Below are 14,616 nucleotides of genomic sequence, written 5' to 3'. Positions count from 1 at the left end.
GCAGAACGGTCATCGAAGTGCCGGAACGACCTCACCGGCATCGTCGACCTCCGGGCGCCCGGAACGGCGCGCGGACAGCGTGACCGCACAGACCAGCGCGCCCAGCGCCGCGATGACGGCGGCGACCATCAGCGCGTCGTGCAGGCCGGAGACGAACTCGTCCGGCGATCCGCCCGGCAGCATCGACTGGGCGGGCAGGAGAACGCCGAGACCGGCGACGCCCACCGCGATGCCGGTCTGGCGGAACGCGTCGTTGATGCCCGCGGCCAATCCGACGTGGTCGGCGCTGCTCTCGCCGAGCACCAGTCCACTCATGACCGGATTGAACACTCCGGCGCCGACCAGGGCGACGACGAACCCGGGCAGGATCGCCCACTTCGAGCCGGCCACGTCCACGACGGTCATCATCACCAGACCGGCGGACACCAGGGCGAGAGAGCCGGTCAGCGTGACCGACACCGGGATTCGGCCGTCGAGTTTCGCGGTGGCGCCCGCGACGACGAACATGGCTGCGGTCCCGGGCAGGTACACCAGCCCTGCCTCGACAGGCGACAGGTGCAGGATGTTCTGCAGGTAGATCGTGGTGTAGACGAACACCGCGAACAGCGACGCCGAGATCGCGAACGCCGCGACCTGTGCCCCCGCGAACGCTCGGTTCCGCATCAGCTGCGGCGGCAACATCGGTTCACGCGCCCGCAGTTCGTATGCGACGAAACCGATGAGGGCAACGACACCGACGGCGAGGGCGACGACCGTCGCCGTCGAGGTCCACCCGACCTCGTTGCCGCGCAACAATCCGAACACCAGTGCACCCAGCCCGACGCAGACGAGGATCTGTCCGATCACGTCGGCACCACGCGGGTTCGGATCCCGCGATTCCGGTACCCACCGGACGGTGACGGCGAGGGTGAGCAGTCCGATCGGGACGTTGATCAGGAAGATGGCCCGCCAGTGCACCAGTTCGGTCAGCAACCCGCCCACCAGCGGACCGATCGCGAAGGCCCCGCCGATCGTGGCACCGTACGCGGCCAGCGCCGTCGCGCGTGCGGGTCCCTTCTCGAACACGTCCGCGAGGAGGGCGAGCGAGCAGGCGAACAGGATGGCGCCGCCGACGCCCTGTGCGGTGCGGGCGAGGTCGAGCACCCAGATGTTCGGCGCCAGCGTGCAGAGCAGCGAGGCGACGGTGAACGCCGCGATACCGATTTCGAACACGTGGCGACGCCCACGCCGGTCGGCCCACGATCCGGCGCTGAGGACCACGGTGGCCAACGCGAGGGTGTAGGCGTCGACGACCCATTGCAGCCCGCTCACCCCGGTGTCGAGGTCGACCGCGATGGACGGCAGGGCGGTGTTGACCACGGCGATGTCGAGCATCAGCATCGCCGTGGTCACACAGACCACGATCAGGGTTGCGCGTCGCGTCGCGGCGCTCTTCGGAACTGTCAGGGCCGGCATCGGCTGTCCTCGGGTGTCGTCGGGACGACGCGAGGGCTCTCGCGCCGTCCCCACCGTGCGCCGGCACACTTGGCTCACACCGGGCGAAATCCTTGGAGACGGCCCGACTAACGCTCGAGGTGCGCCTTCATCGCGGCAAGGGTGTCGTGCATCCCGGCCTGCATCAGCGTGTCCCGGTCGCGGCCGATCAGCGTGGAGCGCTGCACGAGCCGCACGTACCAGGCGGGGGTGCCGTAGATCTCCCGGGTCTCGGTGATCCGGCTGCCCGCATCGGCTGGCTCGACGAGATAGCTCCAGCGTGCCTTCGGTTCGTCGGACTGGAATGAGAACCTCTGTCCGGGAATCACTTCCACCACGGTGCAGTGGGTCTTCCAGCGCATCAGCCCGTGCCGGTTGGTACCGGTGAACGTCGCACCGACGGTCACCGGCGCGCCGCCGGTCCAGCGCCCGCCGGTGTTCTCGGGGCTGAAGCGGTTGTAGCCGGCGATGTCGGTGACCACGTCCCACACCCGGTCCGGCGCGGCGGCGACCTCGATGCTCGCGACGTCCATCTCTACCTCCCGGGCAGGTACTTCATCACGGCGATGAACGGGGCCAGCACCTTCGACCACACCTTCGGCGGAAGTCCCCGCGGCCCACCGAGATTGAGCACCCGGGTGGTGGCGACCGTCTGCGACTCGGTGTACTTGAGCAGGCCGTCGACACCGTGCCTGCGGCCGACACCCGAGACGCCCATGCCGCCCATCGGGGCGGCGGTGCTGCCCCACGCCGGCGCGTAGCCCTCGTCGACGTTGACGGTGCCGGCCCGGACCCGGGCGGCGATGGCCTCACCCTCGGCCTTGCTGCCCGCCCACACGCTGGCGTTGAGGCCGTATTCGGTGTCGTTGGCCTTCGCGACGGCCTCCTCCACGTCGGCGACCGGGTAGATCGACACCAGCGGACCGAACGTCTCGTTGCGGGCGCATTCCATCTCGTCGGTGACCCCGGTGAGCACCGTCGGCTCGAAGAACAGCGGGCCGAGGTCGGGGCGCGCCCGGCCGCCCGCGACCACCGTCGCACCCTTGGCGACGGCGTCGTCGACGTGCCCGGACACGGTCTTGACCTGCGCCTCGGAGACCAGCGAGCCCATCTCGGTCCCGAACTCGTAGCCGGGGCCGAGGGTCATCTTCTTGACCCGGTCGCCGAACATGCGGGTGAACTCGGCGGCCACCGGCTGCTCGACGTAGATCCGCTCGATGGAGATGCACAGCTGCCCGGAATTCGAGAAGCAGGCACGCACGGCGGCGTCGGTGACCTCGCGCAGGTTGGCGCCCCTGGTGACGATCATCGGGTTCTTGCCGCCGAGCTCGGCGGAGAAGCCGATCAGCCGGCGTCCGGCCTGCTCGGCGAGCAGCTGCCCGGTGGCGGTGGAACCGGTGAACATCAGGTAGTCGGAGTTCTCCACGATCGCGGTGCCGACCACCGAGCCCGGCCCGGGGACGACCGCGAACAGGTCCTTCGGCAGCCCGGCCCGGTACAGCAGGTCGACGCAGGCCAGCGCGCAGTACGGGGTCTGACTGTCCGGCTTGATGACGACTGCGTTGCCTGCGAGCAGTGCCGCGATGGCGTCGGAGACGGCGAGGGTCATCGGGTAGTTCCACGGCGAGATGACGCCGACGACGCCCTTCGCGTGGTGGTTGACGACGGTCTTGGTCAGGCCGGGGAGCATGCCCTGCACGCGCTTCGGCTTCAGCGCCTTGGGGGCGAGCTTGGCGTAGAAGCGAGAGGTCATCGCGATGTCGAGGACCTCCTCGAGCGCGGACGCACGGGCCTTCCCGGTCTCGGCCTGCGCCATGTCCAGCAGGGCCTCACGATTCGAGAGCACCAGGTCGCGGTAGCGGTGGAAGATCTCCGCCCGCTCGGCCGGGGTGCGCCGCGCCCACTCCCGCTGGGCGACGCGCGCCCGCTCGATCGCGTCGATCGCGTCCTGCGCGGTGCCGACCGGGATGGTCGCCAGCTCCCGGCCGGTGAACGCCTCTACGACCGGGCGGGTGGGCCGGTTCGCGGCGTCGGGGATGGCGACGAGCTTTCCGAGCCTTTCGAACGTCGCGGCGGACGGAGCAGGCATTTCGTACCCCTACTGGTTAGTAGTTTCAGCGGTTACAGACAACCTACCGCGTTCGTGGTCGCCGTCACAGGCATGTTCGGCACTGCGCCCGTGACCGGTGCCACGACCCGGATCCACCCGACTATGGCGTCCATCACACTTGCGTCTTTTTTGGCACGATTCCAGAACAGGATCCAGCGCTTATAGCCCTCGTCTATCAACACACAAAGAACAATCGATTGGTGCAATCAATAAACCCTCGTTAGGGTCGAAACGGACACACCAACATCCCGAAATGAATGAGGCCATACATGTCGCTGATCAACAAGAAGATCAAGCCCTTCTCCGCGGAGGCGTTCAAAGACGGTGCCTTCGTTACCGTTTCCGACGAGGACATCAAGGGCAAGTGGGCGGTCTTCTACTTCTACCCGGCCGACTTCACGTTCGTCTGCCCGACCGAGCTCGGCGACCTCGCCGACCACTACGACGAACTGCAGGGCCTGGGCGTCGAGGTCTTCTCCGTCTCCACTGACACCCACTTCACGCACAAGGCGTGGCACGGCTCGTCCGACACCATCGCGAAGATCAAGTACGCGATGATCGGTGACCCGACCCTGCAGATCAGCACCGACTTCGAGGTCCTCCGCGAGAACCAGGGCCTGGCCGACCGCGGCACCTTCCTGGTCGACCCGGACGGCGTCATCCAGTTCACCGAGGTCACCGCCGAGGGCATCGGCCGCAACGCCGCCGAGCTCGTCCGCAAGGTCAAGGCCGCGCAGTACGTCCGCTCGCACCCGGGCGAGGTCTGCCCGGCGAAGTGGGAAGAGGGCGAAGAGACCCTCGCTCCGTCGCTGGAGCTCGTCGGCAAGATCTGATTCGCCGACGGTGCTCGTCCGGTGGCACGGGATCACCCCGTGCCACCGGCGCCAGCGCGCCGCGCGCAGATCACCACGCCTCGGCTCGAGCTGAGAAGTTCGCCGACTCCCGTTCCATCAAGTCACTGTTCTTCTTCCAACACATGGAGTAGTTCTCATGCTCGAAGCCTCCCTCGCCAACCAACTGAAGTCGCTCCTCGAGAAGGTGACCCAGCCGATCGAGCTGGTGTCCTCCCTCGACGAGGGCGCGAAGTCCACCGAGCTCGCCGAACTCCTGGACCAGATCGCCGGCCTGTCGGATCAGGTCACCCACACCCGCACCGGCGACGACCCGCGTCGCCCCTCGTTCGCGATCCGCCGCGTCGGCACCGACGTCGAGGTGCAGTTCGCCGGCATCCCCCTCGGCCACGAGTTCACGTCCCTCGTCCTCGCCCTGCTGCAGGTCGGCGGGCACCCGTCCAAGGAGGACGCGGACCTGCTCGCACAGGTGCGGGACCTCGAAGGCGACTTCTACTTCGAGACCTACTTCTCGCTGTCCTGCCAGAACTGCCCCGACGTCGTGCAGGCGCTGAACGTGATGGCCGTGCTCAACCCGCGCGTCAAGCACATCGCGATCGAGGGCTCCCTCTTCCAGGACGAGGTCGACAGCCGCCAGGTGATGGCGGTGCCGACGGTGTTCCTCAACGGCGAGCCGTTCGGCTCCGGCCGGATGAGCCTGGAACAGATCGTCGGCAAGCTCGACACGGGCGCCGCGGAACGCACCGCCACCGCGATCTCCGAGAAGGACCCCTTCGACGTGCTCGTCGTCGGCGGCGGCCCGGCCGGCGCCACCGCGGCGATCTACGCGGCCCGCAAGGGAATCCGTACCGGTGTGGTGGCCGAGCGGTTCGGTGGCCAGGTGCTCGACACGATGGGCATCGAGAACTTCGCGTCGGTCCCCTACACCGAGGGCCCGAAGTTCGCCGCCGAGCTCGAGAACCACGTTCGCCAGTACGACGTCGACATCATGAACGTCCAGAACGCCGCGAAGCTGACGCCGGCCGAGACCGAGCAGGGCCTCGTCGAGGTCGAGCTCGCCTCCGGCGCACGGCTGCTGTCGAAGACGGTGATCCTCTCCACCGGCGCGCGCTGGCGGTCGATGAACGTTCCCGGCGAGAACGAGTACCGGAACAAGGGCGTCACGTACTGCCCGCACTGCGACGGCCCCCTCTTCAAGGGCAAGCGGGTCGCGGTGATCGGCGGCGGCAACTCCGGCGTCGAGGCGGCCATCGATCTCGCCGGCATCGTCGCGCACGTCACCCTCGTGGAGTTCGACTCGCAGCTGCGCGCCGACGATGTCCTGCAGCGCAAGCTCCGCAGCCTGCCCAACGTCGACATCCTGCTCAGCACCCTGTCGACCGAGGTCCTCGGCGACGGCGACAAGGTGACCGGCCTGGCCTACACGGACCGCACCACCGACGAGTCGCACACCGTCGACCTGGACGGCGTCTTCGTGCAGATCGGCCTGCTGCCGAACACCGAATGGCTCTCCGGCACAGTCGAACTCACCCCGCGCGGCGAGATCGTCGTAGACGACCACGGCCGCACGTCGGTCCCCGGCGTGTTCGCGGCCGGCGACTGCACCACGGCCCCGTACAAGCAGATCATCGTCGCCGCCGGATCCGGCGCGACGGCGGCGCTCGGTGCCTTCGACCACCTCATCCGCACCAGCACCCCGGCGGAGGCCGAGGCCCCGGTCGAGGTCGCGGCCGGATAACGCGACGGCCGAGAAGGCGTAGTCGAAATCCGCGAATGCGGCCCCGGTTGGCGTTTCAACCGGGGCCGCATTCGTCGTCGGGAGAATCGTGGTCCGCCGGTCGTCCGGTGTCAGGGCGACTAACCTGACGACATGGACCCGCCCGTGACGCGGTACGTCCAGCGCGACGGCAACGCGCTGGCCTACCAGGTGGTTGGCGATGGACCGCGCACCGTGGCCTGGTTCTTCGAGGTCATGATGCACCCGGATCTCATGTGGACCGACCCGCACCTGCACTACAACTTCGAACGCTGCTCCACCTACGCGCGGTCACTGTTCTTCCAGCGTCGCGGTCTCGGGCTCTCGGATCCCATCGATCACGTCCCGACGCTCGAGGAGCAGGCCGACGACGTCCTCGCGGTCCTCGACGACGCCGGTGTCGCCCGGGCCACCCTGGTCGGGGCGTGCAGCACCTGCGGCCCGCTGGCCCTGCTGGCCGCCCGCTGCCCCGACCGCGTCACCGGACTGGTTCTCGCCGAACCCTGGTCCGAGGCGTTGCTGCGGGACGACGAGGGCGTCACCGACGGGTGGACCGCTGCGCAGCGGGACCGCTTCGTGGGCTCCTACCGCGGCGCCTACGCGCACTGGGGCCAGGGGGAACTCAGCGCCCTCACCCATCCCACCCTCGACATGCCGCACAACCGCCGCATCATGGCGCTTCTCGAACGTTGTTCGGCCACACCGGGAACCGCGCAGGCGCACCTCGAGTGGGCCCTGCGCGCCGACTACGCGCGTGTGCTGCCGTCCATCCAGTGCCGGACGGAGATCCTGCACCAGCCGGACAGTCTGTTCGCCCGGGACGCCGTGCGACGGGTCGCGGACCTCACCCCCGAGTCCCGTTTCCTCGACCTCCCACCGATTCTCGCGGGAGCAACCCTGGGCGAGGCCCTGATTCCCGTTCTCGACCGCGTCGAGGAACTGGTCACCGGAGCGGTACGGCCGGTGGACGCGGACCGGTTCCTCGCCACGGTCCTGTTCACCGACGTCGTGCGGTCCACGGATGTGCTCGCCGAGATCGGCGACACCAGATTCGCGGCCCTGCTGACCGCACACGACCGACTCGTGCGTGGCGAGGTCGAGTCCGGGGGCGGTCGCCTGATCGGCATCGCCGGGGACGGCACCCTGAGCGTGTTCGACGGCCCGGTGGCCGCACTCCGGTGCGCCCTTCGAATCGACTCCGCTGCAGCAGATCTCGGCCTGCAGGTGCGATCGGGGATCAACGTGGGCGCGGTCACCCGCGCCGGCCCCGAACTGACCGGGATGGCGGTGCACGTCGGGGCCCGGATCGCGGCCTCCGCGCACCCCGGAGAGGTGCGCTGCTCGCGCCTGGCCCGCGACCTCGCACGCGGTTCCGACATCGAGTTCACCGACCTCGGACAGCACCGCCTCAAAGGCGTCCCCGAGCAGGTCCACGTGTACTCCGCGACGAGCCGGGACCGGCTACCGCAGCCACCGCTCCCACCGCGCCCGACACCGGCCGACCGAGCGGTGCTGACCATGGCCCGCCGGGTTCCCGGGGTGATGCGCGGACTCGCGCGCCTCGCCACCCACCGGCGCCTACGCTGAGGACATGGATCCGCCGGAAACGCGGTACGTCCAGCGCGACGGGCACGCGCTGGCCTATCAGGTGGTGGGAGCGGGCGGCTCGAACGTGGTGTGGCTCTTCGAGATCAACATGCACCTCGATCTGATGTGGACCGATCCGCAGATCCACTACCTGATGGAACGCGGCGGCGGCTTCGCGCGGACCGTGTTCTTCCAGCGTCGCGGCGTCGGCCTGTCCGATCCCGTCGACCACCTGCCCACCCTCGACGAACAGGCCGACGACGTGCTCGCGGTCATGGACGCCGCCGGGATGCCTCGCGCCACGATGGTCGGCGTGGCGAGCGGGGGCGGGCCGGTCGCGCTGGTCGCCGCACGGGCCCCGGAGCGGGTCGCCGGGCTGGTGCTGATCCAGCCCTTCGCGGAACATCTGTTCACCGCAGACGGCCAGGCCGTCGTTCCGACCGGCTGGGACCGCGACCACCTCGAATGGTTCGTGTCCGGTTGGCGGAACGCCTACCGGCACTGGGGTGCCGGGGAGAGTGTCCCGATGTGGGATCCCGCCGTCGATTCACCCTTCAACCGGCGAGTGATGGCGATGCTCGAACGCTGCTCGGCCACCCCCGCCACCGCGCAGGAGCTCCTCGAGAGCATGATGAGGGCCGACTACGCGGACGCGCTGCCCGCGATCCAGTGCCCGGCCCGGGTACTGCTCGTGCCGCGCAGCCCGGTGTCTCGCGGAGCCGCGCGGCACGTCGCCGACCTGATCCCGCACGGCAGCTTCCATCTGCTGCCGCCGGCGCCGCCCGGCGCCGCCCTCGGGGAGGCGTGGGTGCCGATCCTCGAGCACGTCGAAGAGGTGGTCACCGGCGCCCACCACCCGGCGGCCGCCGACCGGTTCCTGGCGACCGTCCTGTTCACCGACCTGGTCGGCTCGACGCAGACCCTGGCCCGACTGGGGGATCTGGCGTATCGGGAAGTGCGTGCCACTCACGAACGGCAGGTCCGTTCCGGCGTCGAGGACGCGGGTGGTCGCGTGCTGACGGTCGCCGGGGACGGCACCTTCAGCGTGTTCGACGGCGCCGCAGCGGCGGTGCGCTGCGCCCACGAGATCTGCGAACAGGCACACGCACTCGGCCTCGAGGTCCGGGCCGGCGTGCACACCGGAGAGGTTCAGCGCAGTGGACCTGACCTGACCGGGATGACGGTGCACGTCGGCGCCCGTATCGGTGCCGCCGCCGGCGCAGGCGAGGTCCTGGTCTCGCGGGCCGTCCGCGACCTCACCGCCGGATCCGGGCTCGCCTTCGCCGACCGCGGCACCCACACGCTGAGGGGCGTGCCCGGACGCTGGCAGCTGTTCGCGCTGACCCCCGGCGCCCGGCGCGACCCACTGCCCCGACTGCGCCCGAACCTGTCCGCCTTCGACCGCGCCGTCCTCACCGTTGCCCGCCGCACCCCGCGGGTCCTGCGGGGTGCGGTCCGGATGGCCAACGCCAGGCAGCGACGACTGTCCCGCTGACCCCCGCTGCGGCCGGCCCGGTGTCATGGACCGGCGGTGACGCGCTGCGGCACAACTGAACTCGGACTCACCCCTCGCGCGGGGTGATGGCCGTGATCCGGGTGCCCTCCGGTGTGGTCACGGTCAGCACCGTCTGCGGGTAGTGCGTGGTGCTGCCGTCCGGGCGGCGTTCGAACACGTCGACCGCGTAGGCGCCGTCGGTCGCCTTGCGCACCAGCACGCAGTGCGTGGTGCCGACGGGAATCTGCGCGATTCCCTTGCCGATCTGCTCGGCGGAGCCGACTCGGGCATCGGGTGCGACGTGTTCACGGGCACGGGCCCCGTCCCGCAGCACGTAGTAGGCGCGTTCGAAACCGGCTATCGCGGCCTCGCCGGGGTCGGCGGCGTCGACCGAGGCGGGGGTGCCCGCCCCGAGCCCCGCGCACCACGCCGTGTCGGCCGGTTCGGGTTCGGCCCGACCGGTCGTGGTGCCGGTCGTCGACCGGTCCGACATGTTCAGCACCAATCCCACGGTGGTGACGACCGCCGCGACCAGCACGGCCGCGGCCGCGCCGAGCAGGACACCGCGACGCGGCCGTAGCCGGCGATGGGGTCGCGGCGGCTGCGGGCGGCCATCGGACGCGTCGGCCGGGCCGCCGGGCGCCGGGGGCGCGGGGTCCGACAGCCACGCCGGCTCGGCGACCGCCGGACCGGTCTGGCCGGCGGCGGCCGCGGTGCCGTCCTCGTGCGGGCTCATCTCCGACGGATCCATCGGCCTGCTCGCCCCCTTCCTGCCGCCTCACACGGGTGCGCGGGCGGAGTTCCGGCCCATCTTCCGGTACCCGCCCTGCGGGCCTAGACCAACCCGGCCACGACGGCGCCGGCCACCTCGCCCGCCGGGCCGGTGATCGGCGCGAACGCGTCCGCCGTTGCCGTCGCGGTGGCCTCGACGCGGTGGACCAGCTCTGCCCCGCCGGGCCGTCCCAGCGTGGCCGTGCGGACCTGCTCGGTCGTCGCGGCGACCTGCGGCGGCACCCATTCGACGGCGTCGCGGACCGCGTCGACCGCCTGGGGTCCGCCGGGCAGCGTCTCGACCTGCGCGACCGTCGCCCGAGTTCCCTCGGTGATCGCCCCCGGATCCACGGTCGGGGCGTCCGGGATCTGCATCTCGACCGGCTCGGCGAGGGTGTCGCCGGCGCCGAACGCCATGCCCTGCGCCGCACCGACAACGGCGCCCGCCGTGCCGGCCACGACCGCGACCGGGATTCCCGCCGCCGCCGCGCCGATGCCTGCGCCCGCGGCAATGGTCAGCACCGGCGCGGTGATCGTGCCGACGCCGGGGAGGACGGCGGTTCCGATGCCCACCGATTCCGGCAGGACCGTCGTCCCGATCGCGCCACCGACCAACCCGCCCGCAACGGCCGCGGGGAGGCCGAGGGCTGCGGCGGCTCCGAGCCCGCCGGCAGCGGCTCCGGCGACGGTCGCCGCACCGATCCGGTCTGCGCGGGAGGCCTCGACACCGACCGACCGCCACGCGGTGTTGACCTGCGCCTCGTAGGCAGCGGCGGTGTTGTTGGTCTTGTCGAGATCCTCCTCGGACAGCCAATTCGGCTTGTCCGCAACGTAATCGCCGAGCCGGAGGCGCTGAGCCGGGGCCTCGATCGGGGCGACCGCCTCGACCGGGACCGGCAGGTGCAACTGTTGCACGCTGGCCGGGGCGATCGGGGCCTCCTCGTAGTAGTACGTCGGGGCGGGGCGGGTGGGGACGTTGTCGTATTCCACGGGCGGCGCTACCCAGTACGCCTTCGGCTCGTCGGGGACGACGTCGGCGGTCGGCGGCGACACCTCCGCGGCGGGTGAGGGGACCTCGGCGTCCACACCCGGTTGGGCCTCGGGCGCGTCGCTCACGCCCGGCTGCACGGGGACCGCGGCCGCGACCCCGGAGTAGGCGATGGCGATGGCGACGGGTAGCGCACCGGCCACCGTGACCCGCTCGGCGCGGCGGCGGTGCCTGCCCTTCGAAACGGCACTGCTCATGTGAAGTTCCCTCCGGTCGTGAATCGAACACCGCACCGTGCGATGCATGAGGGAGGGAAGCGACGCGTGCGCGCGCCGAATACGGTCGAGCTCAAGCCAATTCCCCCTGAGACGGTGGAAGGCCCGCCGAAGCAACGTGCCCCCACACGGTGTACTGAAAATCTGCCCGCGGACCACTCCCCAACGGTGCGACGCGAGCGCAGAGATCATAGAGTTGACCACCAGCCCAGGACAAGCCCTAACAGACCGACCGGTCTGACCAGCGGAAAGCCGCCGGTCCCGCCGACCGGGCGCCGCGGCTACCCTGGATGCATGGACCCGCCGGGGACCAGGTATGTCGAGCGTGACGGGCACGCGCTGGCCTACCAGGTCGTGGGCGAGGGCGGCGCCGACGTCGTCCTGTTCCTCGAGATCGGTCTGCACCCGGATCTGATGTGGACCGATCCGCACATCCACTACGTGTTCGAGCGCGCCGCGGCCTTCGGCCGGATGGTGTATTTCCAGCGCCGCGGCTTCGGCCTGTCCGACCCCGTCGACCACGTCCCCACCCTCGACGAACAGGCCGACGACGTCCTGGCGGTGATGGACGCCGTCGGAGTTCCTCGCGCCACCCTGGTCGGCATCGCCAGCACCTGCGGTGCCCTCGCCCTCGTCGCCGCCCGCGCCCCCGATCGCGTGTCCGGCATGGTGCTGCAGCAACCGTTCGTGGAGGGGGCGCTCCGCGACGGCGTCGGCCCGCCGCGGGGGTGGACCGAGGAGGAGCGGGACCGGTTCGTCGACGGATGGCGCGCCGCGTACGACAACTGGGGGTCGGGCCAGTTGCTCGCGGCATGGGATACCGCACTGGACTCGCCGTTCAATCGGCGTCTGATGGCGCTGCTCGAGCGTTGCTCGGCGACTCCCGCCACCGCCCGCGCACATCTCGAATGGTGGCTCCGGATCGACTATTTCGACGCACTCGCCTCCATCCAGTGCCCGACGCGGGTGCTGCATTCCGCCGGGAGCCCGATCCCGCTGGAGGGGTCCCGCCGGATCGCCGAGGCGATTCCGCACGGCACACTGCACGTGCTGCCCCGACAGCCGCCGGGCACCTCGCTCGGGGAGGGCTGGATACCGGTGCTCGACCACATCGAGCGGGTCGCGACCGGCGTCAGCCGACCCGTCCACGCCGAGCGCTACCTCGCGACGGTGCTGTTCACCGACGTCGCCGGGTCCACCGAGACCCTCGCCCGGATCGGCGACGGGCGGTACCGCGAACTTCGTGCCTCGTACGAACGGCAGGTGCGCAACGAGGTCGATGCGGCGGGCGGGCGCCTGGTGAACGTCGCCGGCGACGGCACGCTGAGCGTGTTCGACGGTCCGGTCGCCGCGGTCCGGTGCGCCCGCACCGTCTGCCGGCAGGCCGCAGACCTGGGTCTCGGCGTGCGAGCGGGGGTGCACACCGGCGAGATCGAGGGCATCGGGACCGAACTGACCGGGATGACCGTGCACGTCGGCTCGCGGGTCGGTGCGGCGGCCGGGCCCGGGGAGGTGCTCGTGTCCCGCACGGTGCGCGACCTCGTCGTCGGATCCGAACTCGTCTTCACCGACCGCGGTGAGCACGACCTCAAGGGCGTTCCCGGGCACTGGCGCCTGTACGAACTCGCCGAGGGCGAGGACGGTTTCGGTGTGGTGGCACGAAAGCCGCTGAACCTCAACATGATCGATCGAACCGTGCTGCGGGTGGCTCGCCGCGCGCCGCAGGTGCTGCGGGCCACCGGCCGGCTGGCCACCGCCAGACGCAACCGCCGCACCCGATAGCGCCGACGGAACATCCGGGCCGACCGGTGCGCGGCCACTCCGGAGTCTTACCCTGGACTGATGCCCGACCAGCGCAAACCCAGCGTCACCCAGTACCTCGGCTACCTGTTCGGCCGCACGCTGCCGGACTCGATGCAGGACTGGGTTCGGAACGATCTGGTCGGGCCGGGCTCCTCGGTGCGGTACGTCATCCGGTTCACGGTCCCGCTGATCCCGCTGTTCGTCGCCTTCTACCTGCTCATCCCGGGCGAACGGTGGATTCCGCTGGCGATGATGGCGCTGCTCCTGCTGCCGGTGCTGTACTTCGCGATCGCGCTGATGAACATCTACCGCAGGCACCGGCTGCTCGCCCACGGCCTGGACCCCCAGCTGCTCAACGCACGTGCGCAGCGGCGCGCGGACGCCACCCGCGAGGACTACGAGTCCCGGCACGGCCGCGGTACCGACCGGTAACTAGGCTGTGGATGTTCGTCGACGAAGGGACACCCACATGACGGAGCAGGTAGCCACCGCAGATCTGGCCGACGAGATCGGCCCCGACATCCGCAGCTGCGACACCCAGTTCATCCAGTTCGGCGGGCATGCAGTGTTCTCCGGGCGGATCACCACCATCAAGTGCTTCCAGGACAACCTGCTCGTCAAGCAGACCCTCGGCGAGCCCGGCAACGGCGGCGTCCTCGTCGTCGACGGCGACGCGAGCGTGCACACCGCGCTGGTCGGCGACATCATCGGCGGCAAGGGCGTCGCCAACGGATGGGCCGGCGTGATCGTCAACGGTGCCGTCCGTGACTCGGCGATCCTGCGCACCCTCGAGATCGGCATCAAGGCGCTCGGCACCAACCCGCGCAAGAGCACCCAGACCGGATCGGGCGAGAAGAACGTGCCCGTCACCTTCGGCGGCGTCACCTTCAACCCCGGCGAGATGGTCTACAGCGACCACGACGGCGTCGTCGTCCGCGCGGAGGACTGACCACGGTCGTCGAGCGTGCGGTTGTCGCCGGCAACGCCCGAGAGGGGCGCCGACAACCGCACGCTCGGCGTCGACCGGTCAGTCGACGATCACGACCCTGTCCCCGACCTGCACGTTCTCGTAGAACCACCGGGCGTTCTCGGGGCTCAGGTTGATGCAGCCGTGGCTGACGTTCTCGTGGCCCTGGGAGTCGACCGACCAGGGTGCGGAGTGCACGAAGATCCCGCTCCAGGTCAGCCGGACCGCGTACTCGGTGTCGATCCGGTACCCCTCCGGGGAGTCGATCGGCACCCCGTACGTGGACGAGTCCATCACCAGGTTCCGGTACTTCTCGAGCACCTCGAAGGTGCCCAGCGGGGTCTCGTGGCCCGGCTTGCCCATCGAGGCCGGCATCGTCCGCACGACCTGATCCCCGATGCTGACCGTGAACTGGTGCGTGGTGACGTTCGCGACCGCGGACACCGCGCCACCCTGTGTTCGCACCCCCGGCGGCGCAGCGACCGCACCACCACCGAAAACCAAGTGCAGCAGCAGGATCACCGCCACCACGCCCAGCAT

General features: G+C 70.3%; 12 protein-coding genes and 1 pseudogene. 7 read left to right on the top strand and 6 right to left on the bottom strand.

The window, feature by feature from the left end; genetic code table 11:
• Window positions 1-9 precede the first annotated feature (9 nt).
• The 3 genes from ACWDU4_RS03640 to ACWDU4_RS03630 all read right to left on the bottom strand — a co-directional run bounded on the left by ACWDU4_RS03640 (window position 10) and on the right by ACWDU4_RS03630 (window position 3,562).
• The gene (locus tag ACWDU4_RS03640) at window positions 10-1,455 is read right to left on the bottom strand and encodes an MFS transporter (protein ID WP_450112489.1); all 1,446 of its coding nucleotides are present in this window, start codon (window positions 1,453-1,455) and stop codon (window positions 10-12) included.
• A 107-nt stretch (window positions 1,456-1,562) separates the two neighbouring features.
• Window positions 1,563-2,006 (bottom strand): SRPBCC family protein, encoded by a 444-nt coding sequence (locus ACWDU4_RS03635; RefSeq protein WP_450112488.1) that lies wholly within the window; start codon window positions 2,004-2,006, stop codon window positions 1,563-1,565.
• Between the two features lie 2 nt (window positions 2,007-2,008).
• A complete protein-coding gene (locus ACWDU4_RS03630; RefSeq protein WP_450112487.1) occupies window positions 2,009-3,562 on the bottom strand; it encodes a succinic semialdehyde dehydrogenase in 1,554 nt (517 codons plus the stop codon).
• A gap of 290 nt (window positions 3,563-3,852) precedes the next feature.
• Between ACWDU4_RS03630 and ahpC the strand changes: the two genes are divergently transcribed.
• The 4 genes from ahpC (at window position 3,853) to ACWDU4_RS03610 (ending at window position 9,272) form a co-directional block, all read left to right on the top strand.
• Window positions 3,853-4,416: an alkyl hydroperoxide reductase subunit C gene (gene ahpC / locus ACWDU4_RS03625; RefSeq protein ID WP_450112486.1), complete on the top strand. Its 564-nt coding sequence runs from the start codon at window positions 3,853-3,855 to the stop codon at window positions 4,414-4,416.
• 157 nt (window positions 4,417-4,573) lie between these two features.
• Window positions 4,574-6,172: an alkyl hydroperoxide reductase subunit F gene (gene ahpF, locus ACWDU4_RS03620; protein WP_450112485.1), complete on the top strand. Its 1,599-nt coding sequence runs from the start codon at window positions 4,574-4,576 to the stop codon at window positions 6,170-6,172.
• Between the two features lie 132 nt (window positions 6,173-6,304).
• Window positions 6,305-7,777, top strand: coding sequence for an adenylate/guanylate cyclase domain-containing protein (locus tag ACWDU4_RS03615; RefSeq protein ID WP_450112484.1), 1,473 nt, complete (start codon window positions 6,305-6,307; stop codon window positions 7,775-7,777).
• A 4-nt stretch (window positions 7,778-7,781) separates the two neighbouring features.
• Window positions 7,782-9,272 (top strand): adenylate/guanylate cyclase domain-containing protein, encoded by a 1,491-nt coding sequence (locus ACWDU4_RS03610; protein ID WP_450112483.1) that lies wholly within the window; start codon window positions 7,782-7,784, stop codon window positions 9,270-9,272.
• Window positions 9,273-9,339: 67 nt separating this feature from the next.
• Here ACWDU4_RS03610 and ACWDU4_RS03605 read toward each other — a convergent pair whose 3' ends face one another.
• Window positions 9,340-10,008, bottom strand: a complete 669-nt coding sequence (locus ACWDU4_RS03605; RefSeq protein ID WP_450112482.1) for a hypothetical protein — start codon at window positions 10,006-10,008, stop codon at window positions 9,340-9,342.
• Between the two features lie 98 nt (window positions 10,009-10,106).
• On the bottom strand, window positions 10,107-11,288 hold the full coding sequence (locus tag ACWDU4_RS03600) for an insoluble domain protein (protein ID WP_450112481.1): 1,182 nt from the start codon (window positions 11,286-11,288) through the stop codon (window positions 10,107-10,109).
• Window positions 11,289-11,600: 312 nt separating this feature from the next.
• Between ACWDU4_RS03600 and ACWDU4_RS03595 the strand changes: the two genes are divergently transcribed.
• From ACWDU4_RS03595 to rraA, 3 genes are read left to right on the top strand one after another with little or no spacing between them, the layout of a single operon-like run.
• Window positions 11,601-13,088 (top strand): adenylate/guanylate cyclase domain-containing protein, encoded by a 1,488-nt coding sequence (locus ACWDU4_RS03595; protein ID WP_450112480.1) that lies wholly within the window; start codon window positions 11,601-11,603, stop codon window positions 13,086-13,088.
• 60 nt (window positions 13,089-13,148) lie between these two features.
• Window positions 13,149-13,541: a DUF5313 family protein gene (locus ACWDU4_RS03590; protein WP_450112479.1), complete on the top strand. Its 393-nt coding sequence runs from the start codon at window positions 13,149-13,151 to the stop codon at window positions 13,539-13,541.
• A 37-nt stretch (window positions 13,542-13,578) separates the two neighbouring features.
• Window positions 13,579-14,058, top strand: a complete 480-nt coding sequence (gene rraA / locus ACWDU4_RS03585) for a ribonuclease E activity regulator RraA (protein ID WP_450112478.1) — start codon at window positions 13,579-13,581, stop codon at window positions 14,056-14,058.
• A 78-nt stretch (window positions 14,059-14,136) separates the two neighbouring features.
• Here rraA and ACWDU4_RS03580 read toward each other — a convergent pair.
• A pseudogene (locus tag ACWDU4_RS03580) lies at window positions 14,137-14,544 on the bottom strand (L,D-transpeptidase); the annotation flags it as partial.
• Window positions 14,545-14,616: the final 72 nt, after the last annotated feature.

Source organism: Rhodococcus sp. NPDC003348 (assembly GCF_053589375.1).
This window is presented reverse-complemented; position numbering and strand designations above follow the sequence as displayed.

Coding starts and splice junctions, on each gene's coding strand:
- ACWDU4_RS03640 (WP_450112489.1), bottom strand. CDS start 1,455: ATGCCGGCCCTGACAGTTCCGAAGAGCGCCGCGACGCGACGCGCAACC.
- ACWDU4_RS03635 (WP_450112488.1), bottom strand. CDS start 2,006: ATGGACGTCGCGAGCATCGAGGTCGCCGCCGCGCCGGACCGGGTGTGG.
- ACWDU4_RS03630 (WP_450112487.1), bottom strand. CDS start 3,562: ATGCCTGCTCCGTCCGCCGCGACGTTCGAAAGGCTCGGAAAGCTCGTC.
- ahpC (WP_450112486.1), top strand. CDS start 3,853: ATGTCGCTGATCAACAAGAAGATCAAGCCCTTCTCCGCGGAGGCGTTC.
- ahpF (WP_450112485.1), top strand. CDS start 4,574: ATGCTCGAAGCCTCCCTCGCCAACCAACTGAAGTCGCTCCTCGAGAAG.
- ACWDU4_RS03615 (WP_450112484.1), top strand. CDS start 6,305: ATGGACCCGCCCGTGACGCGGTACGTCCAGCGCGACGGCAACGCGCTG.
- ACWDU4_RS03610 (WP_450112483.1), top strand. CDS start 7,782: ATGGATCCGCCGGAAACGCGGTACGTCCAGCGCGACGGGCACGCGCTG.
- ACWDU4_RS03605 (WP_450112482.1), bottom strand. CDS start 10,008: ATGAGCCCGCACGAGGACGGCACCGCGGCCGCCGCCGGCCAGACCGGT.
- ACWDU4_RS03600 (WP_450112481.1), bottom strand. CDS start 11,288: ATGAGCAGTGCCGTTTCGAAGGGCAGGCACCGCCGCCGCGCCGAGCGG.
- ACWDU4_RS03595 (WP_450112480.1), top strand. CDS start 11,601: ATGGACCCGCCGGGGACCAGGTATGTCGAGCGTGACGGGCACGCGCTG.
- ACWDU4_RS03590 (WP_450112479.1), top strand. CDS start 13,149: ATGCCCGACCAGCGCAAACCCAGCGTCACCCAGTACCTCGGCTACCTG.
- rraA (WP_450112478.1), top strand. CDS start 13,579: ATGACGGAGCAGGTAGCCACCGCAGATCTGGCCGACGAGATCGGCCCC.